Origin of the sequence: Pseudotamlana agarivorans (assembly GCF_001642835.1) — a bacterium.
In the GTDB taxonomy this organism is placed as follows: Bacteria; Bacteroidota; Bacteroidia; order Flavobacteriales; family Flavobacteriaceae; genus Pseudotamlana; species Pseudotamlana agarivorans.
Genome location: NZ_LXEI01000014.1, coordinates 113063 through 139538 on the forward strand (window position 1 = coordinate 113063; position 26476 = coordinate 139538).

The 26476-nt window shown below is 35.3% G+C and carries 21 protein-coding genes; 17 read left to right on the top strand and 4 right to left on the bottom strand.

What is annotated here, in order from left to right; all coding sequences use genetic code 11:
- Nucleotides 1-97 precede the first annotated feature (97 nt).
- Nucleotides 98-517: a nucleoside-diphosphate kinase gene (locus A6I66_RS13690; protein WP_067150463.1), complete on the bottom strand. Its 420-nt coding sequence runs from the start codon at nucleotides 515-517 to the stop codon at nucleotides 98-100.
- A gap of 165 nt (nucleotides 518-682) precedes the next feature.
- Between A6I66_RS13690 and A6I66_RS13695 the strand changes: the two genes are divergently transcribed.
- The 10 genes from A6I66_RS13695 (at nucleotide 683) to A6I66_RS13740 (ending at nucleotide 11197) form a co-directional block, all read left to right on the top strand.
- Nucleotides 683-1702, top strand: a complete 1020-nt coding sequence (locus A6I66_RS13695; RefSeq protein ID WP_067150466.1) for a DHH family phosphoesterase — start codon at nucleotides 683-685, stop codon at nucleotides 1700-1702.
- A complete protein-coding gene (gene gldI, locus A6I66_RS13700; RefSeq protein WP_067150469.1) occupies nucleotides 1695-2231 on the top strand; it encodes a gliding motility-associated peptidyl-prolyl isomerase GldI in 537 nt (178 codons plus the stop codon). The genes A6I66_RS13695 and gldI overlap by 8 nt, the downstream gene beginning before the upstream one ends.
- Nucleotides 2228-3358: a peptidylprolyl isomerase gene (locus tag A6I66_RS13705; protein ID WP_067150472.1), complete on the top strand. Its 1131-nt coding sequence runs from the start codon at nucleotides 2228-2230 to the stop codon at nucleotides 3356-3358. The genes gldI and A6I66_RS13705 overlap by 4 nt, the downstream gene beginning before the upstream one ends.
- Nucleotides 3359-3374: 16 nt before the next feature.
- Complete coding sequence (gene lgt, locus A6I66_RS13710; protein ID WP_067150475.1) at nucleotides 3375-4304, top strand: prolipoprotein diacylglyceryl transferase; 930 nt, start codon at nucleotides 3375-3377, stop codon at nucleotides 4302-4304.
- A gap of 1 nt (nucleotide 4305) precedes the next feature.
- The gene (locus A6I66_RS13715) at nucleotides 4306-4785 is read left to right on the top strand and encodes a DUF192 domain-containing protein (protein WP_067150478.1); all 480 of its coding nucleotides are present in this window, start codon (nucleotides 4306-4308) and stop codon (nucleotides 4783-4785) included.
- A 220-nt stretch (nucleotides 4786-5005) separates the two neighbouring features.
- Nucleotides 5006-5740: a DUF2092 domain-containing protein gene (locus tag A6I66_RS13720; protein WP_067150481.1), complete on the top strand. Its 735-nt coding sequence runs from the start codon at nucleotides 5006-5008 to the stop codon at nucleotides 5738-5740.
- A gap of 19 nt (nucleotides 5741-5759) precedes the next feature.
- Entirely contained in the window at nucleotides 5760-6803 is a 1044-nt protein-coding gene (locus A6I66_RS13725) for a DUF6515 family protein (protein ID WP_067150484.1), read from the top strand.
- A 127-nt stretch (nucleotides 6804-6930) separates the two neighbouring features.
- Nucleotides 6931-9096 (top strand): DUF748 domain-containing protein, encoded by a 2166-nt coding sequence (locus tag A6I66_RS13730; protein ID WP_067150487.1) that lies wholly within the window; start codon nucleotides 6931-6933, stop codon nucleotides 9094-9096.
- 131 nt (nucleotides 9097-9227) lie between these two features.
- On the top strand, nucleotides 9228-10769 hold the full coding sequence (locus A6I66_RS13735) for an arylsulfatase (RefSeq protein WP_067150490.1): 1542 nt from the start codon (nucleotides 9228-9230) through the stop codon (nucleotides 10767-10769).
- A 62-nt stretch (nucleotides 10770-10831) separates the two neighbouring features.
- On the top strand, nucleotides 10832-11197 hold the full coding sequence (locus A6I66_RS13740; RefSeq protein WP_067150493.1) for a hypothetical protein: 366 nt from the start codon (nucleotides 10832-10834) through the stop codon (nucleotides 11195-11197).
- 82 nt (nucleotides 11198-11279) lie between these two features.
- Here A6I66_RS13740 and mdh read toward each other — a convergent pair whose 3' ends face one another.
- Both mdh and gyrB read right to left on the bottom strand, forming a co-directional pair.
- Nucleotides 11280-12206 (bottom strand): malate dehydrogenase, encoded by a 927-nt coding sequence (gene mdh / locus A6I66_RS13745; protein WP_067150496.1) that lies wholly within the window; start codon nucleotides 12204-12206, stop codon nucleotides 11280-11282.
- A 328-nt stretch (nucleotides 12207-12534) separates the two neighbouring features.
- The gene (gyrB, locus tag A6I66_RS13750; RefSeq protein ID WP_067150499.1) at nucleotides 12535-14484 is read right to left on the bottom strand and encodes a DNA topoisomerase (ATP-hydrolyzing) subunit B; all 1950 of its coding nucleotides are present in this window, start codon (nucleotides 14482-14484) and stop codon (nucleotides 12535-12537) included.
- A gap of 496 nt (nucleotides 14485-14980) precedes the next feature.
- Here gyrB and A6I66_RS13755 point away from each other — a divergent pair, with 496 nt between their 5' ends.
- The 6 genes from A6I66_RS13755 (at nucleotide 14981) to A6I66_RS13780 (ending at nucleotide 24382) form a co-directional block, all read left to right on the top strand.
- On the top strand, nucleotides 14981-16273 hold the full coding sequence (locus tag A6I66_RS13755) for a hypothetical protein (RefSeq protein ID WP_067150502.1): 1293 nt from the start codon (nucleotides 14981-14983) through the stop codon (nucleotides 16271-16273).
- A 278-nt stretch (nucleotides 16274-16551) separates the two neighbouring features.
- Entirely contained in the window at nucleotides 16552-16821 is a 270-nt protein-coding gene (locus tag A6I66_RS13760) for an Asp-tRNA(Asn)/Glu-tRNA(Gln) amidotransferase subunit GatC (RefSeq protein ID WP_067150505.1), read from the top strand.
- A gap of 2 nt (nucleotides 16822-16823) precedes the next feature.
- Complete coding sequence (locus A6I66_RS13765) at nucleotides 16824-18224, top strand: amidase family protein (protein ID WP_067150508.1); 1401 nt, start codon at nucleotides 16824-16826, stop codon at nucleotides 18222-18224.
- On the top strand, nucleotides 18224-21565 hold the full coding sequence (gene gatB/aspS / locus A6I66_RS13770; protein WP_067150512.1) for a bifunctional amidotransferase subunit GatB/aspartate--tRNA ligase AspS: 3342 nt from the start codon (nucleotides 18224-18226) through the stop codon (nucleotides 21563-21565). The genes A6I66_RS13765 and gatB/aspS overlap by 1 nt, the downstream gene beginning before the upstream one ends.
- Nucleotides 21566-21653: 88 nt before the next feature.
- Nucleotides 21654-22943: a T9SS type A sorting domain-containing protein gene (locus tag A6I66_RS13775; RefSeq protein WP_169815735.1), complete on the top strand. Its 1290-nt coding sequence runs from the start codon at nucleotides 21654-21656 to the stop codon at nucleotides 22941-22943.
- Nucleotides 22944-23785: 842 nt separating this feature from the next.
- Complete coding sequence (locus A6I66_RS13780; RefSeq protein ID WP_067150519.1) at nucleotides 23786-24382, top strand: hypothetical protein; 597 nt, start codon at nucleotides 23786-23788, stop codon at nucleotides 24380-24382.
- A gap of 63 nt (nucleotides 24383-24445) precedes the next feature.
- Here the strand turns inward: A6I66_RS13780 and A6I66_RS13785 are convergent, their stop codons facing one another.
- Nucleotides 24446-25660: a sensor histidine kinase gene (locus A6I66_RS13785; protein WP_067150522.1), complete on the bottom strand. Its 1215-nt coding sequence runs from the start codon at nucleotides 25658-25660 to the stop codon at nucleotides 24446-24448.
- Nucleotides 25661-25890: 230 nt separating this feature from the next.
- Here A6I66_RS13785 and A6I66_RS13790 point away from each other — a divergent pair, with 230 nt between their 5' ends.
- Nucleotides 25891-26427, top strand: coding sequence for a DUF2911 domain-containing protein (locus A6I66_RS13790; RefSeq protein ID WP_067150526.1), 537 nt, complete (start codon nucleotides 25891-25893; stop codon nucleotides 26425-26427).
- The last annotated feature ends 49 nt before the right edge of the window (nucleotides 26428-26476 follow it).

A 26476-nucleotide genomic window follows, 5' to 3' on the forward strand; every position in this document is an offset into this window, starting at 1 on the left:
ATGGACGCTTCTTCCCTAGATTATTTTTATCAGGCACAAAAAAAAATCCGAAACCAACTGGCTTCGGACTTTCAATATCTTTAGAGTTTTATTTATACTAAAACTGCTCTCTTCCTGCAAAGTGAAAAGCACCTTCAATAGCAGCGTTTTCATCGCTATCACTACCGTGAACGGCATTTTCTCCAATAGAGGCTGCGTATAATTTTCTAATAGTTCCTTCAGCAGCTTCAGCTGGGTTTGTTGCACCAATTAAAGTTCTAAAATCATCAACAGCATTTTCCTTTTCTAAAATGGCAGCTACAATAGGGCCACGAGTCATGAACTCTACCAACTCACCGAAAAACGGACGCTCACTATGAATAGCATAAAAAGCTTCGGCATCAGCCTTTGTCATTTGTGTTAATTTTAAGGCTGCAATTTTAAAGCCCGCAGAAGAAATTTTTTCTAAGATTGCTCCAATGTGTCCTTTTTCAACCGCATCTGGCTTAATCATTGTAAATGTTCTATTTGTTGCCATTTTTTAAATTTTATTTTTATTAATTTCTATGTAAATATGCTTTCATTAAATGATAATTTCCTGAAAACAAACCGATAAACCTTCTTACCGTTTCGGCTGCAAAAGTAACCTATTTATATAAAAAAGCAATAAATCCAGTTTTAAAAAATCGTATCTTCGCCCCCTATGAACAATCAAGATATTTCAAGCATAAAACAATTACTAGCAACCCCAAAAAAAATAGTCATTGTTGCCCATAAAAACCCTGATGGTGACGCTATTGGATCCACATTAGGACTTTACCATTATTTATTAAAGCACCAGCATAAAGCGCAAGTTATCGTACCAAACGACTACCCTAATTTTTTAAAATGGGTACCTGGAAATGATCATATCCTAATTTACGATGCGCAAACCAGTGCTTCCGAAGCTCTCATTAATGAGGCTGATATTATTTTTACTTTAGACTTCAATGCCTTTCATCGCACAGGAAACATGGAGCAGGTTTTATCTGAAAGTAAGGCTTTAAAAATTATGATTGACCACCACCAAGCGCCAGACGATTACGCCACTTATATGTATAGTGATGTTAGTATGAGTTCTACTTGCGAGATGGTTTACCATTTTATTGATTTATTAGGAGACGCAAACCTCATTGATGCCCAAATCGCAACTTGTTTATATGTAGGTATTATGACGGATACGGGATCATTTAGATTTTCATGTACGACGAGTACAACCCACCGTATTATTGCTGAGCTTATTGATAAAGGCGCACAAAACTCAGACATTCACAACAATGTATACGACACCAACAGCTACGAGCGCCTACAACTATTAGGCTGCGCTTTAACCAACTTAAAAGTGATTCCTGAATCGCGAGCGGCTTATATTACTTTATCTCAAGAGGAACTTAACCGTTTCAATTACAAAAAGGGCGATACCGAAGGCATTGTAAACTATGCACTATCTTTAGACGGCATCATCCTCGCAGCTATTTTCATTGAAGATAAACAGGAGGGTATTATAAAAATCTCGTTACGATCTAAAGGTGATTTTTCAGTAAACGATATGTCACGTACTCATTTTAACGGAGGTGGCCATACCAATGCTGCCGGTGGACGAAGTGAGATATCATTAAATAAAACAATTGAAAAATTTATTAGTATATTGCCTAGTTATAACCAAGCTTTAAACCATGCATAAACTTCTAATATTCGCTTTAGCACTCACTGTTTTAGGCTGCAAAACACCTGAACCACGTCGACCTGTTTCAGTAAAATCAGGTTCATTTATTAATGCCTCTGTAGAACGTAATAAAAAACTGAATGCTAAAGAACACGCTACTATCGAGAACCTTTTAAAGCAACAAGAACAAGACTATCTGGCTTCTGACAGCGGTTTTTGGTACTATTACAACAATAAAATTGAGGCCGATACTTTAGCAACACCCGATTTTGGTGATTTAGTGAATTATAACTACAATGTAAAAGCCCTAAATGGTAAGTTAATTTATTCTGCTGAAGAATTACGCACACAAAATTACGCCATGGATAAAGAAGAGCTATTCACAGGACTTCGTGAAGGTTTGAAGCTTATGAAGACAGGCGAAACCGTAACCTTTTACTTCCCTTCTCAAAAAGCATATGGTTATTATGGCGATAACAATAAAATTGGTAGCAATGTGCCACTAGTTTGTGAAGTCACTGTAAATTCAATCACCCAAAACGAATGAATCTCTTAAAAAAATCCATTAAAGTTTTCCTATTACTCCTTTGCATAGGCTTGAGTTCTTGCAAGGATCATTCCTACCCAGAACTTGAAGATGGCCTGTATGCGGAGCTTGAAACTTCAAAAGGAACCATGTTAGCGAAGCTTAGTTTTGAAAAAACACCTGTAACTGTAGCCAATTTCGTTTCACTTGCCGAAGGCACGAACACCTTGGTGAAAGCACCTTACAAAGACAAAAAATATTATGATGGCACCATTTTTCATCGTGTCATGAACGACTTTATCATTCAAGGGGGCGATCCAACCGGTACTGGTAAAGGAAATCCAGGTTACCGTTTTATGGATGAATTTCACTCCGATTTAAAACATGACAAACCTGGCATGCTTTCCATGGCCAATCCTGGAAAGAACAGCAATGGGAGTCAGTTTTTCATCACCGATATTGCCAAACCGCATCTAGACCATGTGCATACTGTTTTTGGTGAAGTGATAGAAGGTCTTGATGTTTTAGATTCTATTTCGAATGTTAAAACTAACGACAAGCACAGCCCCCTAACTGATGTGGTTTTAAAGCATGTTAGAATTATTCGAAAAGGAAAAGCTGCAGAATCGTTTAATGCACCAAAAGTTTTTCAAAAACATTTTGCTGAGCAAGAACGTCTCGAAAAGGAGAAAATTGAAAAAGCAGCTGCTATCTTAAAGGCTACTCACGATAAATTTGAAGCTCAAAAAGCAAAAGCGACTACCCTTGATTCTGGATTACAGTTTTATATCTCTGAAAAAGGCGAAGGAAAAAAACTTCCTAAAAACTCCAAAGCACTCGTGGACTATTCGGTGTTTTTTGTTGACGGAAAATTAATTGGCACTAGTAAATTAGATGTCGCTGAAGCCCTTGGTGCCGTAAATAAAAAACGTAAATTTGCCAACAAATATCATCCTATCACTGCCGAACTAAAACCCAATGCTCACATGATTCCCGGATTTAAAGAAGGTTTACAACAATTACATGTTGGCGATAAAGCTACTTTATTTATTCCGTATCATTTAGCATATGGCGATAGCGGTACTAAAGGGATCCCTGGTAAATCAAACCTCATTTTTGAAGTTGAAGTTTTAGAACTTTTAAAATAAAATAAGCTCAAAATCTATGCATGCATTAAAATTTGATTGGAATCCTATTTCTGGAATAGATATCGCAGGAAGTTTCAAAATTCACTTTTACAGCCTCATGTGGGTTACTGCGTTTATTCTAGGATGGTATATCATGAAACGCATTTTTACCAAAGAAAAAGTATCTCTAACTTATCTAGATCCGCTTTTTATTTACACGGTTTTAGCCACCATGATTGGGGCTCGATTAGGCCACGTATTATTTTATCAATCGGAATTGATATCAGAAGACTTTTTTAGCATCTTTTTACCTTTCAAGTTCAAGGGTGGTTTTGAGTTTACAGGGTTTCAAGGACTTGCTAGTCATGGTGCTGCAATTGGAATTATTATTGGCATGTATCTATACCGTAAAAAGTATAACTACAAGTCACTGCTTTGGATTTTAGACCGCGTTGTAATTCCTGTAGCGTCTGGAGCCATTTTTATTCGTATTGGAAACTTTATAAACTCTGAAATTATAGGTAAGGTAACCGATTCTAATTTTGGAGTACGCTTTATTCAAGACCAATATTACAAGAGAGAAGTAATGCAGCTTACAGGTATCAATGACGTACAAAAAGCCTATGATGCCGTTGCCACGGACCCTAAATTCCAAAACTTATTAGATGCTGTGCCTTACAGACACCCTTCGCAACTTTACGAGTCGTTTTGTTACATTTTTGTCTTTTTAATTTTATGGTATTTCTATTCTAAAACCACTAAAAAAGATCAAACAGGATTTTTATTCGGCTTGTTTTTAGTCCTTTTATGGAGCATCCGATTCTTTATTGAGTTCACCAAAGAGCCTCAAGGCGAAGAATACATTAATTGGTTGAACCTTAACACAGGACAATGGTTAAGTATCCCGTTTGTATTAATAGGACTCTATTTCATGTTTGTTTACAAGCCAAAATCTCAAGTAAAATAATATGTTCCTCAAAAGACACCTTTGTTTTGTATTAGCTTTATTAGTCCTTTCAGCATGTAAAGACCAAAAAAAAGACATTAAACAAACCGAGGTGTCGTTTAGCAAAGAAGGTGAACTCACTATTTTTAGCACGGAAAACACACCAAAAACCACTTTGGACATAGAAATTGCAGACACCGATTTTGATATTCAAACTGGATTAATGTATAGAAATTCTATGCAAAAAAACCAAGGCATGCTTTTTGTTTTTGATGATGAACAAGAGCGCTTTTTTTACATGAAAAACACTAAGATCCCATTAGACTTAGTTTATATCGCCGCGAACAAAAAAATTGTAAGTTTTCAAGAAAACGCCAAGCCATTCGATGAATCTTCATTACCATCTAATGTTCCTGCACAGTTTGTTTTAGAAATTAATGCGGGATTGGTCAACATCTGGAATCTTAAAATTGGTGACAGCATTCAGTTCACTACAAAATAGCATTGAGACTACTAAAACAAACCTCTTTATCCTTTCAAAACACCGTTTATTGCCTTAAGCGGTAATTAAAGCTTTACATATCACGATTTTTCTTATATTTACAATACGCCATGGCTGTATGTCTACTATTTAATTTACAATCATTTAACAAGCTTTAGCACATGGCTTCAAATTAATTCATTAAAGTTGTTCATAAAACACTAAAAAACCTTCAAAAATTATGAAAAACCATTTATTCGCGCTTACCCTCCTCCTTATCACCTCCTTGGGGTTTGCTCAAACCACCAAAGAAATTGACTCGACAGCCATCTTCATTCTTGACAAAATGAGTGCTGTTATCGGGGATTTAGAGTCTGTTAATTTTCATTTAAGCAGTTCTAACGATAAAATTAATGAGGACAAAGACATTATAAAAGAATATCACGAAAGTAATATTTCAATTTCTGGACCAGACAAACTTCATATTCGTGTCAATGGGTCAGATGAAGACCTAGCTTATTGGTATGATGGCTCATTCATTACTTATTACAACTACAATGAAAACAACTATGTGACCTTAGAAGCTCCAGAAACCACACTAGAAATGATAGATGACATGCACCATCAATATGATTTCCAGTTTCCTGCAGCCGATTTTTTCTATCCTGCCTTTACTGATGACTTAATAGAAGCCTTTGATAGTATTAAATTCTTAGGAAGAAAAACATTAAAAGGAGAAGACTGCTACCACATTCAGGCCATCAATAAAAATTTAAATGTGCAAATATGGGTTTCAGCTCAACCCGACGTTTTACCAAAACACTTTGTTATTATTTATAAAAACAAATCTAATTTGCAATATGAGTCTACTTTTAGCAACTGGACATTAAATCCCGTTATCCCAGAATCGAAGTTTCATTTCTTAGCGCCTCCAAATGCAAAACTAATTAGCATATTAAAAAAGGGGAATTCTTAATCAATAAAACATCATTATCATGACCACATATTCATTAAACATAAAACATAAATTAGGCATTCTTCTCGTATTTTTAGCTTTAGCTTTTCCTACCGATCTGATAGCTCAACGCATGAGTCATGGCGCTTCACGTGGAGGCGGCAGAACCATGTCTAGAGGTGGTGGGGGTGCTAGCCACAGCATGTCGAGACCTAAAACCACGCCAAGCAGATCCAACAATAGAGCAACAACAACCAATAGAGCCACGCCTAAAAGAACTATTAATGGTGGAAGCGCTAATAAGAGTCGAAGCTTTTCTGGAAATTCAAAGGGAAAAGTTACGAATAAATCAACTACAAGACCTAACCTTAGTACTAATAGAAAAACCTCAACTGTAAAGCGTACCTCTAACAATAAAATAGGGAATAACAGCGGAAATAAAATTGGTAACAAAACGCATATCGGTAATAACAATGTTAATATTAACGTAAATAACAGCCACCATAACAACAATATTAGAAATACCCGTGTAAGATCAAGTCATGTGCGTTACACAAGACCTCCATATCGCTACGGTGGTCGTGGATATTATTGTCACCGACCATATTATTACCACCCTTACAGACCTTATTACTGGGGGCCTGTGTGGCATCCTTGGGGATATTTTGTAGCCTCTTTAGCAAGAACTGCTATCATTGTAGCTATTATTAGTGACAACGAAGAAGACAAAAAAGAAGAATATCATTATGATAATGGTACCTATTACCTAAAAACAGAAGAAGGCTTTGTTGCTGTTCAAGCACCTGTTGGCGCGCAAGTTCCTTCCATCCCAAAAGAAGCTCAAGAAGTTAAAGTTAACGAAACCAACAATTACTATTACGGTGGCGCTTTTTATGAGCAAAACAAAGATGGCTATATTGTAGTTCCTGCTACAGCTGGAACCATTGTTCCTGGATTACCAGAAGGTGGCGAGGAAGTAAAAATAGGTGATGTGACTTATGTACAATTTGGAGAAACCTATTACCAACCAATACAAGTAGACGGTAAAGACATGTATGAAATTGTTGAAGTAAAAGAAGAATAAATATCACTTAAATAAAGCATGCAATAGGTCAAAAAAAACAAGCTTATAATTATTTAAATAAGCTTGTTTTTTTTTATTACCAATGACTGAAAGCTTTTCTCATTTGAAATAATTCAAAAGGACTCGAATGAATAAAAAAACAAAAATCGTCATTCTTTCTATTTTAGGCGTTATTCTAATTGCGCTAGCCATACTTCCTACCCTAGTGAAAAACTACGCTATAAAAAATAGTAAAGCCCTCTTAGGTAGACAAATTAACATTGGAGATTTAAAGTACAACTACTTCACAAGTACAGTTAAGGTTTACGATTTTAAACTATTTGAGGCTAACGAACAAGATTATTTCGTTTCATTAGACACTTTTATTTTAAATTTAAACCCGCTTAAACTTATTAAAGATAAAGTTGAAATCGATAAACTTTACCTCAGCCATTTAACTGTAAATACAGTTATGAAAGATTCTACTTTTAATTTTGATGATCTTCTTGCCTTTCATTCTAGTACAGACACCATTACTGAGAAAGAAAAGGAACCACTAAAATTTAGCGTTTCAGATATTTCATTAAAACATGCTAATTTCTATTTCGATGATCAAAACATTAATAAGGAAACCCATATTGAAGACTTCGATTTTATCATCCCCTACGTTAGTTGGGATCAGGAAGAAAAAAGTAATGCCGACCTAAAATTCAATTTGAAAAATGGAGGTTATTTTAAATCTATATTAAATGTACATCCTTCGAGCGGCGAATTTGATGCTCATTTCACCATTAGCGACTTACAATTAAAACCTTTTTACGAATACGTTGCCGAGCACGCTCATATTAATAGTCTAGAAGGGCTTATAAATTCTGAAATACAAATTAAAGGCAATACTAATGAAGCTTTAAAATCAATCGTATCGGGCAAGGTTGATATCAGTAATTTTGAAATGACCGATACTTACAACAAGCCATTTTTAGCAGCAAAACACATTGCATCCGATTTAAAAGAAATCGATTATTTTAACAGCTCATACACTCTTGAAACCTTAAAAATAAACGGTTCGTATTCCTTTTTTCAACTAGATTCTACATCAAATAATTTTTTAAGAATATTTAAATTAGACACAGCAACACCTGAAGTTGTAGAAAATAAAGGCGACACCTTATCTAATTCCAATACCTCTTCTGATAATGAATTGCATTACGCCATAAATCACCTAGTCGTTCAAAACGGCATTTTAGACTATACCGATAATTTAACAGGAGAACCATTTAACTACCATTTAAGTGAGATTGAAATTAATTCTAAAGCCATTACAAGTAACACTAATTGGATCGATATTTATTCCACCATGCTACTTAATAATCGAGGCACTTTAAAAGCCAATTTAGGCATTAACCCAAATGATTATTACAACTCGACATTAGATATTTCGATTGAAAACTTTCTACTACCAGATTTAAACATCTATACAAATTATTATATGGGACATAGTATCCTACAAGGTGACATGTATTATACTTCCAAATCTAAAATAGTAGATGGCCAAATTGAAAGTGAAAACAAATTACTGGTAAAAAATGCTTCGTTAGAAAACACTAAGGGCGGACTCTATAACTTGCCTTTAAAATTTGCCTTCTTCCTGCTTACCGATAAAAACGGTGACATCCATCTAGATGTTCCAGTACGTGGCAATCTAAACGACCCAGATATTAACGTCGGTAAAATTGTTTGGCAGACCTTTAAAAATGTAATTGGAAAAACCGTTGCTGCCCCTGTAAATTTTCTTGTTGGCTTAGTAGGCGGTGAAAAAAAGGACTTGGAAGAAATCGATTTGACTTATACCGACAGTATTCCTACTGAAAAAGCATATAAACAGCTAGGCAAACTCATAGAACTAGAACAGAAAAAACCAGACTTAAAAATTAATCTAACGTATTTCTCTGATAGAAACCTACAAGCTGAAGCCCTGGCTAAAGCTGAAATAGGAAAATCATTTAAACAAGAAACTGGTAAAGACTTCGAGAAACAAGAAAAAGAATTCGAAAAGTTCGTATTAAAAAAAGTAGAGTCCGATTCGTTAGATTTTAACGGCGCCATAAACAAACTGGTAAGTCAAACTCAAAAAGATAGCCTCGTTACAGCTTTTGAAACTCATTTAATTCAGAATACTGAAAGCTATATTAAAGCACAAGCCCCATTCAGCAAAATTGAAATCGAAAAAGGAAAACTTAAAGATCCCGAAAACACCGGAACTTTCCCGAAATTTAAAATAAGTTATGGTTTAAAAGAAGAAAATGCTAATTAACAAAAATGATAAGGGGCTCAAAACGCACAAATTAGTAGCAAATTACATTTAATAACTATCTTTTAACACTATTTATAATCATATAATATAATCAAAATAATTACCTTTAAGCTTTAATCAATCCTTATTTTATGACAAATTTACGAAAACTTGGAGTTCTGATGATGTTCTCCCTTCTTGCATCATCTGTTACGGCTCAAAAAAAACCGAATATCCTAGTCCTTTGGGGGGATGATATTGGACAATCCAATATTAGTGCTTATACCTTTGGAATTACGGGCTACAAGACCCCAAACATTGACCGTATCGCCAAAGAAGGCACCATGTTTACAGATTACTATGCCGAGCAAAGTTGTACTGCTGGTCGTTCATCTTTCATTTTAGGCCAGAGCGTATTTCGTACGGGCTTAAGTAAAGTTGGTATGCCAGGTGCAAAAGAAGGTATCAGTGAAAAAGACCCTACTATTGCCGAACTTCTAAAACCATTAGGTTATGCCACAGGTCAATTTGGAAAAAACCACTTAGGAGATCGTGATGAGCACTTACCTACAAACCATGGTTTTGATGAGTTCTTCGGTAACTTATATCACTTAAATGCTGAAGAAGAACCAGAATTAAGAGATTACCCAGACCCAGCTAAATACCCGAATTTTAGAAAGAAATTTGGACCGCGAGGAGTGATTCACTCAACTGCTGATGGTAAAGTAGAAGATACTGGACCATTAACTAAAAAACGTATGGAAACTATTGATGACGAATCATCAAAAGCTGCCATGGACTGGATTAGAAAACAACACAAAGCAGGAAAACAATGGTTCTGCTGGTGGAATGGTACACGTATGCACTTTAGAACACACGTAAAAGCAGAGCATACAGGAATTTCTGGACAAAATGAATATGGTGACGGTATGGTTGAGCACGATATGCATATCGGTTTATTCTTAGATTTATTAGATGAATTAGGAATTGCTGACAATACCATTGTGATGTATTCTACAGATAATGGACCACACAAAAACACATGGCCAGATGCTGGTATCAATCCGTTTAGAGGAGAAAAGAATACCAACTGGGAAGGTGGATGGAGAGTACCAGCTATGATAAGATGGCCAGGTGAAATCCCTGCAGGAACTGTAGCTAACGATATCTTTTCTGGCATGGACTGGATGCCTACTTTCTTAGCTGCTGCTGGAGATGATAAGGTAAAAGAAAAACTATTAAAAGGTCACTCTGCAAACGGTAAAACCTTTAAAGTACACTTAGATGGTTACAACATGTTACCATACTTAAAAGGTGAGGAGAAAAAAGGAAGACGTGAAGAAATATTTTATTTCTCTGATGATGGTGACTTAACTGCGTTACGTTACAATGATTGGAAATTAATTTTCATGGAACAAAGAAGTCCTGGAACATTACAAGTATGGGCTGAGCCATTTACTGTATTACGTTTACCAATGATTTACAACTTAAGAAGAGACCCTTATGAGTTTGCAAGCATCACATCAAACACCTATTACGATTGGTTATTAGATCACGCATTTTTACTTGTACCGGCACAAGCTTATGTTGCTAAATTCCTAGGAACATTTAAAGATTATCCGCCTAGAGCTAAAGCAGCAAGTTTTAGTTTAGATAAAGTAATGGATAAACTAGCCACTCCTACAAATAATTAAAAATTTATAAAATAAGGGGTAGACTGAGTTCTACCCTTTTTTACCAAAAAAAACAAAACAATATGAAAAAAGTTATCTGGTTAACATTAGGACTTATGTTTTCGGCATTTACAATGTCTGCACAACTTCCAATTAGTTCTTCTGATCTAAAAAGCATCAGTACAACAACGAAATTAAGTGAATCTCAAACTGAAAAAGTTGAAAAAGCTTTACTTACTGATAAAGATTTACAATCTAAAACAATTGATTACTTAAAATCAAACCCTGAAACGTCAAAATCTATTTTAGATTTAGCCTCTAATAGCTCAGGAAATACAGATCTTATGAAATCTATCTTAGGCGACAATGCTTTAGCTACTTATGCGATTGATTACATTGCTAAAAACCCAAAATTACTAAAACAAGCCTTGAAGGTTGTAGGCCTTTAATTTGAGTTTATACCATTTCAATCATAAAAAAACGTCTGAAAAATTAATTTCAGACGTTTTTTATTTATAAAGATTATTCAGCCTATAGCTCTAACAATCCGTTTGTTTTTGCTACACCTTCAGCACTAGCTTTCATGTGTGCTTTTTCAGCATCACTTAAAGGAATATCAACTATTTTTTCGATACCATCTTTTCCTAATACTACTGGTACACCGATACAGATATCATTTAAACCATATTCTCCTTCAAGGAAAGTAGAACAAGGGAAAATCTTTTTCGTATCACAAGCAATAGCTTGTACCATTCCTGATACAGCTGCTCCAGGTGCGTACCATGCAGAAGTACCTAATAACTTCGTTAATGTTGCTCCACCAACTTTAGTATCTTCAGCAACTTGTGCTAAACGCTCTTCACTTAAGAATTCAGAAACTTTAATACTGTTTCTAGTAGCGTGACTTGTTAATGGCACCATACCTGTGTCACTATGTCCTCCAACTACCATTCCATCTACATCACTAATAGGCGCACCTAAAGCTTCTGCTAAACGGTATTTAAAACGAGCAGAATCTAAAGCACCACCCATACCAATAATTCTATTTTTTGGCATTCCTGTAGCTTTATGTGCTAAATAGGTCATGGTATCCATTGGATTACTAACCACAATAAGAATCATGTTTGGAGAATGCTCAAGTAAACTTTTTGATACATTTTTAACAATACCAGCATTAATACCGATAAGCTCTTCACGAGTCATACCTGGTTTACGTGGAATCCCTGAAGTAATCACACAAATATCACTATTTGCTGTTTGGCTATAATCGTTAGTTACACCAGTTATTTTAGTATCAAAACCATTTAAAGATGCACATTGCATTAAATCCATTGCTTTTCCTTCAGCAAAACCTTCTTTAATATCAAGAATTACGACTTCTGAAGCGAAATTTTTAATAGCAATATACTCAGCACAACTAGCACCTACTGCTCCTGCTCCTACTACAGTTACTTTCATTTTTTTTATTATTTATTATTAGTATTTAATTTGTTTTTAAGCTCGAAATACAACTCATTATAGTTCAAACCGTGCTAATTTACGAATTAAAACCCTTTTAATAAAAAAGTAATAGGCAATTCAATTCTTTTTTGAGAGTACCTAAAAATTTTATGTTAAAATTTCAGAAATTATCCATTAAGCGATCAAAATGCTGATTAAACCCAAATATTTTCATCAAACCGCTTTGAATCTAAAAAAGTATGGCAAAAAAAATAACCCCATCACAAAAGTGATAGGGCTACAAATTTATCACTAAACACAAGGCTTAGTTATTTATAGGTTTTATTTATGCATCAATGTTAGCATAAATGGCATTTTTCTCAATAAAATCTCGACGAGGCGGTACCTCATCACCCATAAGCATAGAGAAAATTCTATCGGCTTCCGTACCGTTATCAATCTGTACTAAACGCATGGTTCTAAATTCAGGGTTCATTGTGGTATCCCAAAGTTGTTCAGCATTCATCTCTCCAAGACCTTTATAACGTTGGATTTTTGAACCATCTCCAAACTCGGCAATAATAGCATCACGCTCCTTGTCCGACCAAGCATACTGCTTTTTAGCTCCTTTTTTAACTAAATATAAAGGTGGCGTTGCAATGTAAATATGTCCGTTTTCAATAAGCTCCTTCATATATCTAAAGAAGAAGGTTAAGATTAAGGTTGCAATGTGACTACCATCAATATCGGCATCACACATAATAACCACTTTATGGTAACGTAATTTTGAAAGGTTTAGAGCTTTACTATCCTCTTCGGTCCCTATGGTTACACCAAGCGCCGTGAAAATATTTTTAATCTCTTCGTTTTCAAAAACTTTGTGTGTCATCGCCTTTTCAACATTAAGAATCTTACCTCTTAATGGTAAAATCGCTTGAAAAGCTCTGTCTCTACCTTGCTTGGCTGTTCCACCCGCCGAATCTCCCTCTACAAGGAATACTTCGCATTTTGATGGATCTTGCTCAGAGCAATCAGACAGTTTTCCAGGTAATCCGCCAATACTCATAACGGTTTTACGCTGAACCATTTCACGAGCCTTTTGGGCTGCATGACGTGCTTGAGCGGCTAAAATAACCTTCTGAACAATAATTTTAGCATCGTCTGGGTGTTCTTCTAAATAATCGGTTAACATTTCAGATACAGCCTGACTTACAGACGCTGACACCTCACGGTTACCCAATTTAGTTTTAGTTTGCCCTTCAAATTGAGGTTCTTGTACCTTCACCGAAATAATGGCGGTAAGACCCTCACGGAAATCATCACCAGCAATATCAAATTTCAGCTTATCTAACATCCCCGATTCATCGGCATATTTTTTAAGCGTATGTGTTAAACCACGACGGAAACCAGATAAGTGTGTTCCTCCCTCGTGTGTGTTAATGTTGTTTACGTAAGAGTGTAAATTTTCAGAATACGATGTATTATAAAGCATCGCAACCTCGACAGGAATACCATTTTTCTCCCCTTCAAAAGCAATAACGTCTTTCATTAAAGGCTCTCTAGTGGCATCTAAAAACTTCACAAATTCAGGTAATCCATTTTCAGAATGAAACGTTTCACCTTCAAACTCACCGTCTTCTTTTACCGAACGCTTATCAACTAAATGAATGGTAATCCCTTTATTTAAATAAGCCAATTCACGTAAACGACTGGCAAGTGTATCGTAGCTATACTCTAAAGTTTGTGTAAAAATAGAAGCGTCTGGTTTAAAAGTAACGATGGTTCCACGCTTATCGGTTTCACCTACTTTTTTTACAGGGTAAAGCGCTTTTCCACGCTCATACTCTTGTTCCCAAATTTCACCATTTCTATAAACGGTAGCTTTTAAATGATCTGATAAAGCATTCACACAACTCACACCAACACCGTGTAAACCACCTGAAACTTTATATGAATCTTTATCAAATTTTCCACCGGCTCCAATTTTGGTCATTACCACCTCAAGGGCAGAAACGCCTTCTTTCTTATGTAAATCTACAGGAATACCACGTCCGTCATCTTCTGTGGTTATCGAGTTATCTTCATTAATAATCACTGTAATATTGTTACAGTGTCCTGCCAAAGCTTCATCAATCGAGTTATCTACAACTTCATAAACGAGATGATGCAGTCCGCGCACACCAACATCGCCAATATACATGGATGGACGCATACGTACGTGCTCCATCCCTTCTAAGGCCTGAATACTATCAGCAGAATAATTATGCTTATTAAATTCTTCTTTTCCTTCGCTCATAATCTATGATTCTAAATTAATGTTAGGTTTTAAGTTTTTATTAGAGTTCGTTCTAAAACAGAAACAACTCCTCCCCTTTTTAATCTCGCAGATGCGGATTAAAACTGGGGCTGGTTCACATAAAAAAAGATGCCATCGAGCATCCTTTTGAATACAAACAAATATACGGCTTTATATCCTTAAATTAAAGCATTTCATCGAGTGACTCATTAAATTATCAACATTTGTTAATTATTCAAAACACGCTTAAATCGCTTAAAAACCACCTTAAACACGAAATAACACTCTTTTTCATCCATTGTCAAATCTAAAAATAAAAAACGCGCTCAAATTGCTTTAAATCGCTTCGATTTTAAATGTTTTATAGAAGAATCTACCACCTGCTTCGGTCAAATTCTTCAGAATAACACATTTTTTTTAAAATATGATGAAAATCACAAGACGGCCTCTGTATTAATTTTAATTTTGTACGAGATTGAAGGCAGAATTCATAACCATGACAAAATTAGCTAACCTATTTTTACTTCTCATACTTTTGGTACTTCCTCTATATTCTTTTGGGCAAGACACAATTATACGGCCAAATGAAGTAAAAAAAGAAGCTTCTTTTAAACCATCATTCAACTGGAATTTACGCGCACAAATTTGGTTACGTTACTCCGATTTAAACAACGGATCTATAATCAATAATGAACCGACTTCCAGTTTTACCGATGTATCAATACGTCGTATTAGAATACCTATTTCAGCTCAAATCACACCACGAGTATACGCCGTAGCTATGTTTGGTGATAACAATTACAATTTAAGACACAATACGGCGGGCATACGTATTTTAGACTTTTACGTAGAATATAGCTTTTCGAAATACCTGGAGGTTGGCATGGGAAAATCTGGCTGGCAGGGCTTAAGCCGTTGGAATATACGCTCTAGCAATTCGCTAATGGGACTCGACTCACCACTATTCCCCTTAAACACGGTGGAGAAAAACGATGATTTAGGGCGCCAATTCGGTGTTTGGTTTAAAGGCCAAGCAGGCCATTTCGATTACAGGTTTTCACTTAATCAACCTAAAGAAATAACAACGGCTCCAAATGGCAAAGTGGATTTTGCAAATAACAAACCGCGTTGGAAAACCTCATCGTATGTCAAGTATCAATTTTTTGAAAACGAATCCAATAAATCAGCTTACCAAGCGGGCACCTACTTAGCTAACAAAAAAGTTTTTAATATTGGTGCAGGGTTTCAATATCAAGAAAAAGCATTTAGTGACGGTGATGCACAAGACCCCTTAGCAACGTTCTATGACATGAAACATTGGGCGATCGATTCTTTTTTAAACTTACCGCTAGAACATGAACAAGCCATTACGGCTTACTTAGGCTATTACGACTTCGACTATGGTAAAGATTATGTAAGGAACCTAGGAGCTAATAACATAACTTCCGATGTAGAAAACGGTGATTTTAACGGACCAGGCATAGCCTTTCCTATGATGGGAACCGGAAGCACTTGGTACATGCAATTTGGTTATGCATTTAAAGCAAAAAATGTTTTCCACAGTCCTGTAATCATACAGCCAAACGTAGCCATCCAACATGCAAATTGGGACGCCTTAGCCGACCCTATGACGGTTTACGATTTTACAGTAAACTTTCTAATAAATGGCTCGCATAGCAATAAAATAAGCTTAGGTTATCAATCCCGTCCGATTTTCGATGCCGTATCTTTAACGAACATCGACCATAAAGGCATGGCCGTTTTACAGTATCAAATCGCCCTGAAATAAGGGTTTTTCAGACCAAATTTTGGCTTTAAAACCATGCTTTTCTAAGCTATTTAAGCGCTAAAAACGACACACAGCCTATTTTTATCCCAATCTGAAAGCAAAAAACGCATTATACCCACATCATTGTTACTAATATTTCAATGATTATAACACTTTACTCCCTTTTTTTAATAATCCTAGCATAATTTTAACTTTGCACTTAGTATTACAAAAACTACCTAAAATCTTTTGTAATTTTACCCGCTTAAAAGTTTCACTTTAAAATAGATAAAAAAGACATGAGTAAAATTATGACAGTCGACGTTTTGTCGAGTATTAAAGGAGCACAGCCTTCCGAGACTGTGAACAAGTTATTTGAGGTTATTAAGAATGCCAATCTTACCAATAATAATTCTTTTAATAATAATCATAATAATAGCGTGTCTTTAAATAATTTGAGAGAAGATGTTGTGATAGCCAGTTCAGAGCTAGAAAAACAAATCATTATTGAAAACTTTCCTAAAGAAAAAAACGGTTATTTAGTCGTTTCTAAAGTCATAGAAGAATAGTTATGGACTCTCAAATACACAAAATTCACCAACAATTGGTGAATCAAGATATTACTTGTACAGCGCTTGTGCAAAGTAAATTAGACGCCTTAAAACAAAACACCAACCATACTGTAAATGCTTTACTAGACGAAAAAGCTTTAGAGCTAGCTGCTAAAGTAGATGCTAAAATTGCCAACGGCGAAACCATTGGTTTGCTGGAAGGCATTCCTTTTGGTATCAAAGATGTTTACATGGTTCAGGGCACGCTTACCACAGCGAGTTCAGAATTACTTAAAAATTACAAATCGGCTTATACAGCAACTGCCATTCAAAAATTATTGGATGCTGGAGCCATTCCGTTGGTTAAAGAAAACTGCGATAGTTTTGGTCACGGTTCCTCTAGCGAAAACACCATTTTTGGTGCCGTCAAAAACGCCATTAACCCTGATTTAGTGGGTGGAGGTTCTAGTGGAGGTTCGGCCGTTAATGTTGCTAAAGACTACACTGTTTTTTCAATTGGTGGCGATACTGGAGGTTCTATCCGTCAGCCAGCAGGTTACAATAACGTCTATGGTTTAAAACCGACTTACGGACGTATTTCACGTTACGGACTCATGGCTTATGCCTCGTCAACCGACTGTGTTGGACCTATCGCAAAATCGATTGAAGATATTCGCATTGTTTTAAATGTGATGAGTGGTAAAGATGTTAAGGATCAAACCACTTACGCTTCCGCGGAAATCACTCCAGAAGCGATTCAATCTTCCGATACCATTAAAACTGTCGGGTACTTCAAAAATTTTATTGAAAGCGACGCGATTGATTCTGAAATAAAAGCTGATTTTTTAGCAGCTATCGAAAAAATAAAAGCCAAAGGTATTGAAGTGAAAGCTTTAGATTTCTTCGAATCGAATACTTTGGTTTCAACTTACTATACTTTAGCTATGGCTGAAACCGCTTCTAACCTTTCGCGTTTAGACGGTACGAATTACGGCAATCGTATTGAAGCTGAAAACTTAAAAGAAACCTACGCGGTAACCCGTTCTGAGAATTTTTCAGAAGAAACAAAACGAAGAATTGTTGGTGGAAACCAAGTACTATCTCAAGGATTTTCAGATGAAATCTATTTAAAAGGATTGAACCTTCGTGATCAAATTTCTGAAAATTTCGAGAAGGATTTTAATGAAGTGGACATCATCCTTTCACCGGTTACACCTAGCACACCACCTAAAATTGGAGATAGCTTAAAAGACCCTTTAGCCATGTACTTATCTGATGCTTATACCGTTGGTTTTAGCTTAGGACAATTACCTACGTTAACGGTACCACAAGGCACTGCAACAGGCTTACAAATTACAGCTGCAAAAAATAATGACGAACTCGTTTTGAAGTTTGCTAACTTCTTAAAAGACACGATATAATGGAACTGGAACAATTAAACGACTTGCTGAAAAAGCACGAATTAGAGTTAGTAATCGGTCTGGAAACACACGTTCGATTAAATACCAAAACCAAATTATTTTGTTCTTGCGCCAATAGCGAAATAGAACAACCAAATCAAAATATATGTTCGGTATGTACTGGACAAATGGGCGTTTTACCTGCCATTAACAAAGAAGCCGTTACTAAGGCCATTTACTTTGGAAAAGCGGTAAAATCGACTTTTTCTAACGAAGTTATTTCTTGGGATAGAAAACACTACGAATACCCAGACAACCCGAAAAACATACAAATTACACAGTTTCACAACCCTGTGATTCCTGACGGACAAGTATCTTGTTACCGTAATGATGGTTCACAATTTACGGTGAATTTAACTCAGGTACACATTGAAGAAGATGCCGCGAAATTGATGCACGAGAAGAAAATCTCATTAGTCGATTTTAACAAAGCCGGTGTACCTTTAATTGAAATTGTAACCGAGCCTTGTATTCGTCATATCGAAGATGCTTCAACCTATGCGCAGTACATTCAGCGTATTGTTCAGAATTTAAAAATATCTGAAGCCAACCTTGAAAAAGGCGAATTTAAATCGGATGTTTCGGTATCGCTTCGTAAAAAACATACTTACGAGTTAAATCCGCGTACAGAAATTAAAAACTTGAACTCGTTTAAGTTTATGGTCGATGCATTAAAAGAAGAGGTTGAAAAACAACTGAATTACTACATCGAAAACAAAGAATTTAGACCAGATCAAACCACGGTTTTATGGGATGCCGAATTGAAGCAAACCAAAACCATGCGTAAAAAGGAATTTGAAGCTGATTACCGTTTTATTTCGGAGCCCGATTTACCTTTTGTAAGCATTAAAGAAGTGGTAGAATCGATTGATGTCGATGTAAGCACTTTGCCTTATGCCGTAGAGTCCATCTTAATTAAAGGTGGAGTTTTACCACAAGACGCTAAGTTTTTCACAGCCGATTCCTTACGTTCGGAAACTTTTGTTGCTATTAATAATGTGATTAAAGATCCGTCGTTTGTAGCTAAAACTTTAGTAAATAATATTGGTGCCGATGAGTATGCCGATATTCACCGTATTGAACACTTAATTGAAATCTTTCAGCTTTTTAAAGACGAGAAAATCACTTCTGTTTTAGTTCAGAATGCGATTACCGCCTATTTAAAAGACCGTAAGTTTGATTACAATAAATATTTTGAAGAAAATACCATTTCCGAATCTCAAATAGAGGAAGCGATTGCTAAAGTCATTTCAGAAAATGAAGCCATTGCTAACGATATTAAATCGGGGAACCAAGGTAAAGCAGGTATTCTTGTTGGAAAAGTCATTGCGATAATAGGAAAAGGCGCTTCAGGAAAAGTGATTCGTGAAGGGATTTTGAGCGCCGTTGCGGGGAATAATGGCGGAAGTCCGAAGACGGATGACGTAAATACGCATCAGCCAGCAACCAACAACCAGCAACCAACAGCCAAAAAGGAAGAAGAAGTTCTACCACAAATTCCAATCGTCATAAAAGACACCTACAGAACGCATTTAATTTCTGATATTTCAGAAGAAAGCATTTCAGAAAAAGTAACACTTTCTGGTTGGGTATCTAGTGTTCGTGATCATGGGGAATTAATATTTATCGATTTACGCGATTCTAGTACACAAATTTTTCAAGTTCGCTTAAGTCGTGAGTCATTCCCAAATTTAGATGAATTGGTAAAACTTAAACCAGAGTCGGTAATTAGTGTCTCTGGAACAGTTATGCAGCGTAAAGAAGACGATTATAACGCCGCTCTACGTACCGGGAAAATCGAATTAGAGGCGAACGATTTAGAAATATTAAACCTTTCTAAAACGCTGCCTTTCGAAATAAAAAGAGCCACTAAAACGAATGAAAATGTTCGTTTTCAGTATAAATATTTAGACCACAGAAATGACGATGTGCGTCGTGTTATTGTAAATCGCCATAAGGTGATTAAAATGATGCGCGATATTTTAGATGATCAAGATTTCTTAGAAATTGAAACGCCTATTTTAAGTGCCGGAACCGATGAAGGGGCGCGTGAATTTATCGTACCAACCCGTAAGCAAGCCGGTTCGTTTTACACGCTACCGCAAGCACCACAACAATTCAAGCAAATGTTGATGGTTTCGGGTTACGAAAAGTATTTTCAAATAGCACGTTGTTTTAGAGATGAAGATTCTCGTGGCGATCGCCAGCCAGAATTCACGCAATTGGATATTGAAATGGCCTATGCCAGCATGCAACAAATCATCGATTTAAACACCAATATGTTTAATGCGATTGTTGAAAAAATATATGGTAAAAAATGGATTTTACATCCATTTGAAGTGCTTACCTACCAAGAAGCCATGGATTATTACGGTTGCGACCGGCCAGATTTACGTTTCGGATTGAAATTACAAGACATCACCGAGATTGTAAAAGACACCACATTCCAAGTCTTTAGCAAACCTATTGAAGAAGGTGGTATTGTAAAATGTATTAAAGTCTCTGCCGAAGAACAAGGCAACAAACGCTTATCTAAAGGGCAAATTGAAAAGTTAACGGGCATTGCCCAACAACACGGTTTAGGTGGTTTGGCTTATATTATCGTAAATGAAAACGATTTACAATCGCCAATCATTAAATTCTTAGGTGAAGAAATTGCTGCAGGTATTATAAAAACAACCGGAGCACAGGTTGGAGACATTGTGTTCTTCTCTGCTGCCGATTATGCGACTGCAAACAAAGCCTTAGATGCCGTACGTCAAGAACTAGGAAGCATGTTACGTTTAATCAATCCTAAGGAATTAAGACCTGCTTGGGTTATTGATTTCCCAATGTTTGAGAAAACCGACGAAGGCCGTTGGACCTTTACCCACAACCCATTCTCGATGCCTGCGATTTACGATTTAGATAAGCACATGAATGGCAAGGAGGAAGAAATAGGCAGCATTATCGCCCAACAATACGATTTAATCTTAAACGGTTACGAAATTGGCGGTGGTTCTGTACGTGCCCATAAACCTGAAATTCTTGAAGCCACATACAAAAACATGGGCTACAACAAGGAAGAGATGCTAAAAAGCGTTGGCACCATGTATAAAGCCTTCCATTACGGCGCACCACCACACGGCGGCATCGCTTGGGGTGTAGACCGTTTAATGATGATTTTAGAGAAAAAAGCATCCATTAGAGAGGTGATGGCTTTCCCAAAAACAGGAACTAGCGAAGACTTACTCTTTGGAGCTCCTTCTATCCTATCTGATAAAAAAGTTGAAGAAATGAATGTGCGTGTGATGAAGAAATAAATTGCCTTTACACAAAACCAATTTTTAAATAACCTAACCCAAATCAAAACTTAAAATGAAAAAATTTACTTTATTTACTATTCTATTATTGTTAGCATTTAATGTTGCTCAAGCCCAATGGAGCGAACTAGGAGGAAACAACTCTCTAACAGCTAATGATGACATACTAGCTATTGAAACAGATGATTCAGGAAATATATACGTTGCTGGAGATTTTAAAAACTCATCAAATCAACAATATGTTTCAAAGTTTGACGGAACTTCTTGGACAATTCTTGGCAACCCTAATTATTTTAGTTCTAGAATCCAATCAATGCATTTTACTAATGGAAAACTTTATGTTGCTGGAGGCATGAACTTTGTTGCTGTTTATGATGGCAATAGTTGGACACAATTAGGAGGTGATAATTCATTACAGGCTGATGATTCCATCAATATTGTTACTTCCGATAATAATGGAAATATTTATGCTGCAGGGTATTTTAAAAACAGTAACAATGTTCTTTATGTTGCCAAATTTGATGGAACATCATGGTCTGAGCTTGGAGGTACAGATTCTTTTAATGAAAATGGGTCTTCAATTCATGACATCGCATTTGATTCTCAAAATAATGCTTATGTGGTCGGAGATTTTTTAAATAATGGAAATGCTTATGTAGCTAAATTTGATGGAACTACCTGGACTTCCTTACCTAGCCTAAGCGGAGTTGCAGATTTTGGAGCTAATTCTTTACAAGCAATCGAAATTGATGCTAATGATAATATTTACACAGCTGGATATTTGGTTAATGGGTCTTTCAATAACTTTGTTGCTAAATATGATGGCACTAATTGGAGTGAATTAGGAGGAGTTAATTCACTTTCTGAATCTGGATACATATACACTTTAAATATTGACAATAACAACAATATATATATTGGTGGTAGTTTTGGTAATTCATCGGGAAATAAATACATAGCAAATTACAATGGTAATACTTGGAATGAACTAAGTGGAGATAATTCTTTAATGGCGAATGACATAATTCAAGACATGGTTATTACAAATGATAATAAGTTAGCGGTTGTTGGAAATTTTACAAATACATCAGGAAACCAATATGTTGCAATTACAGATAATCAAATTCTTTCAATTAATGATTTTCATAAAGAAAGTAAAATATCCTTTTTAATAGATTATACTACTAACACGTTACAAATCAATCCAAATAATGAATTAATAACGGAGTTGTCTATCTATGCCATAAACGGACAAAAGTTAAAATCATACGGCAAAGAAATTTTAAATATTGATATATCTACTTTGAGTGAAGGTTTTTATCTATTAAATATAAAAACTAGCAATGAAATAATTACTAGAAAATTTATTAAGAAATAATTACACTAAAAAAATGAGAGGTTAAACAAAAAGTGTTAAAACAGTCTGCCTATGTTTATTAATAAAAAAGATAAAATCTAAATAAATAAATTCTTTATAACCTCTCTTCATAACAACATAAATACAAGTTAAATCCCGATAGGTACGCCTATTGGGATTTTGTTTTTTGTAGGATTTTTTACATTTATATTTACGGAGAAATTATAACATAATGCCTTTTAATTTGAATTGTAAATAGAACTGAAAAGGTATTTGTAATATAAACTGTGTGAAATATTGAATAAAATGAATAAAAAAGTAATAATAATTTTTCTAATCTACTTTATACAGTCTATTGCAACTTCTTGTTGTTCTTGTGATTGCGACCCAATAAATACATTTGAAAAAACGTACAATGATTTGGATTTATAAGATTGGGATACTTCTGGATTTCAAAATACAGAAGTATTAAATTCTGCTTATAAAAATGCTTTCGGATTAACAGTTTCTATACAATTTGAATTAAATCAAATTTCATATTCAAAACCAATATGGAATATAAGCTCATTTGGATTTACATCGGCATATGCAATGAGTGATTGTGATTGTCCTATGGATGAGTATATCACTTTAGACCCTATCGTTTCAATAAAAATAAATGTAGTAAATTTGAAATTCGGGAAGATTGGCTGGATGGATTTCAAGTGGACATGTCAGAATATGACAATATTCCAGATAGATCTTTATTTACGGTTATAATCTCTCTGGAATCAGGGGCTGAAATAGTAAATAAAACTCAAGAAATAGCCTTTGAATAAAATACTTTACACAGCTTTGACTGTAAATTAAACCAACCTAAAACAATGACCCCAAAACAAGCAGAAAGGATTCAAAATAAAATTAAAAAAATTAAAAAGGAGCTTGCTGCTGATAAAAAACATTGGGGTGGCTACTATCATGACGGTCGAGGCCTTAGATATTTACCGCCTGCGTTATATTTAAAAATAAACGATTATACGGGCGCTTTACGCTATTTTAATTGGTTTAATAAAAACTTCCCCGAAGACTCTTGCTATCCAATTTTTCTATTTGAGTGGACAATAACGCTTTTCAAAAGGAAAAAGATTAAAGATGCTGAAAAAAAGGCTTTAGAAACTTTTTGCTGCAATCGATTTATAATTGATGTGTTTTTAGGCAATGAATTAATTCATTTAGATAATTCCGAAAATGCCAATTGGGAATATTCAAGCATCGCAGAAAACTTAGAATATTCTAAAGATCAAGAAGAACTCCATGATTTTACGATATGGTTGAAAGACTTTACAACCACCAAGACATTTGATGATTTCACTAATAAATTCTTCGAAATTGAAACAGCGTTAGAAAATGAAGATTCGGAAGCGAAAAGATCAAAACTTATGGATGAACAATTTCAAATGCTTGAAAACTTGAAATCATAAGCATTTTCCATGAACTCGTGGATTAAAAAATCAGAATCATGACATAAAAAATATGCTCAACTTCTAATTAGGGCTATAATGCTTCAGAATAGAAAAGGAAAAAGTACTTCCTTGGCCCATTTCAGAGGACACACTTATTTCTCCACCTAGATTATCTATAAGATTCTTTACTGTAGCCAGACCGATACCTGTGCCTATATTACCATATTTATCTTCGGAACCCGCAATGCTAAATAGATTAAAGATTTTAGAAATGAACTTGTCAGGAATCCCATCGCCATTATCTGCTACAGAAAACAAATATTCTGTTTCTGTTTCCGAAATTGTAATGGTAATTTCTGTTTTTGGCTTTTTATTATACTTTATCGAATTCGTTACTAAATTCACCAAAACCTGCATTAAAGCTGATTTATTTGTTTTTATTTCCGTGACATTTCCTTCTAGATGAAAAGATACCGTATGATCTAGATTGGTAATCTGTTTCAATTCGGTTAGAATATCATCAACTAAAATGGCTTCATTTTGCTTGCTTAGTATTTCATCATTATTATAAAATTTTAATAAGCCATCGATGTAATTTTTTAATGTATATGAAGAGGTCTTGAGGTATTCCAAATATTGCTGAGAATCTTCGTCTAAAGCGTCCTGATTTTTGCTTTCTAGCAATTCGGTTAATGAAATAATATTGGATAATGGCGATTTAAGATCGTGGGATACCACCCTGGCAAACTTTTTTAAGTTGTCATTCCTTTTCTTTAAATTTTCCTGAAGCTGCATCAGTTTTATGTTTTGAAACCGCTGCTCGAATAAATGAGCAACTTGCTTGGCCATGACTATTAAAGCATTTTTCTGCTCTTCTGTTAGCCTTCTCGGCTTGGTATCATAAACACAAAGGGTTCCTAATTTATAACCATCGGTATTAACGACTGGAACACCTGCATAGAAAATCGCTTGAAAATCTATTACTAAAGGGTTATCATGAAAACGAATATCCTCCCGTGAATCTTCGATGATGGTTATCACATCATCAGAATTAATAGCATGCCCACAAAATGACACATTCCTAGGCGATTCATTAAATGGCACACCATGATGCGATTTCAAAAAATTACGATCTCTGTCTAATAAAGACACTAATGAGATGGGAACCTCGCATATATAAGCCATCAAAGCCGTAATATTATCGTAACTTTCCTCTGGCAAGGTATCTAATAGCTGATATTTATTAACTGCTAACTGCCTTTCGTATTCATTTTTAGGTAATTCAGGACTTATCATTGGGAGCGAAAATTTCTTATTAAAATAACCTATATCTTTATAATATCCTAAAATAACATGATGCCATTTAATATATTATGTAATTATAACTACGAAACGAAGTGGCTAACATTTGATATAGGCGGTTTGCAGCTATTCACTCATAAACTTTAACATCTAAATCCGACATTTACCATATCATTAAGAATATTTCCCTTTAACTTTAAAATCTTAAATCTTAAAATTTCATTATGAAAAACTCAACTTTTATTTCAAGCCTTGCTTTGGCATGCTTATTATTTTTATCTACTAACGTGAATGCTCAAAAATTCGCGAAATTAGACAAGAGTCCGTTAGACGTTACGGCCTATCCAACTAGCAACAAAGAACCAAACAAACTCATGAAAGTGGTTTATAGCCGCCCACAACTTAAAGGTCGCGAGTTAAGTAAATTGGCACCAAACGATAAAGTATGGAGAACAGGAGCTAACGAAGCGCCGGTGATTACTTTGTATAAAGACATGAAAATTGACGGAAAAGCTATAAAAGCAGGTGAATATTCTTTGTTTACCATTCCTGGAGAAAAAACTTGGACCATCATATTAAGTAAAGATATTAATGTGTGGGGTGCTTACGCTTATAATGAAGCCAATGATGTGGTGCGTGTTAAAGCTGATGTTTCTACTGCAAATGATGCTGTTGAAGCTTTTTCAATGGCTTTTGATGAAAAAGGAACGCTGTTTTTAGCTTGGGACAAAACAAGAGTTTCTGTTCCTTTTACAAAATAAGTTATAGGATTTAGGCTATATACTTTACGTTAAAGCATATAGCCTAACA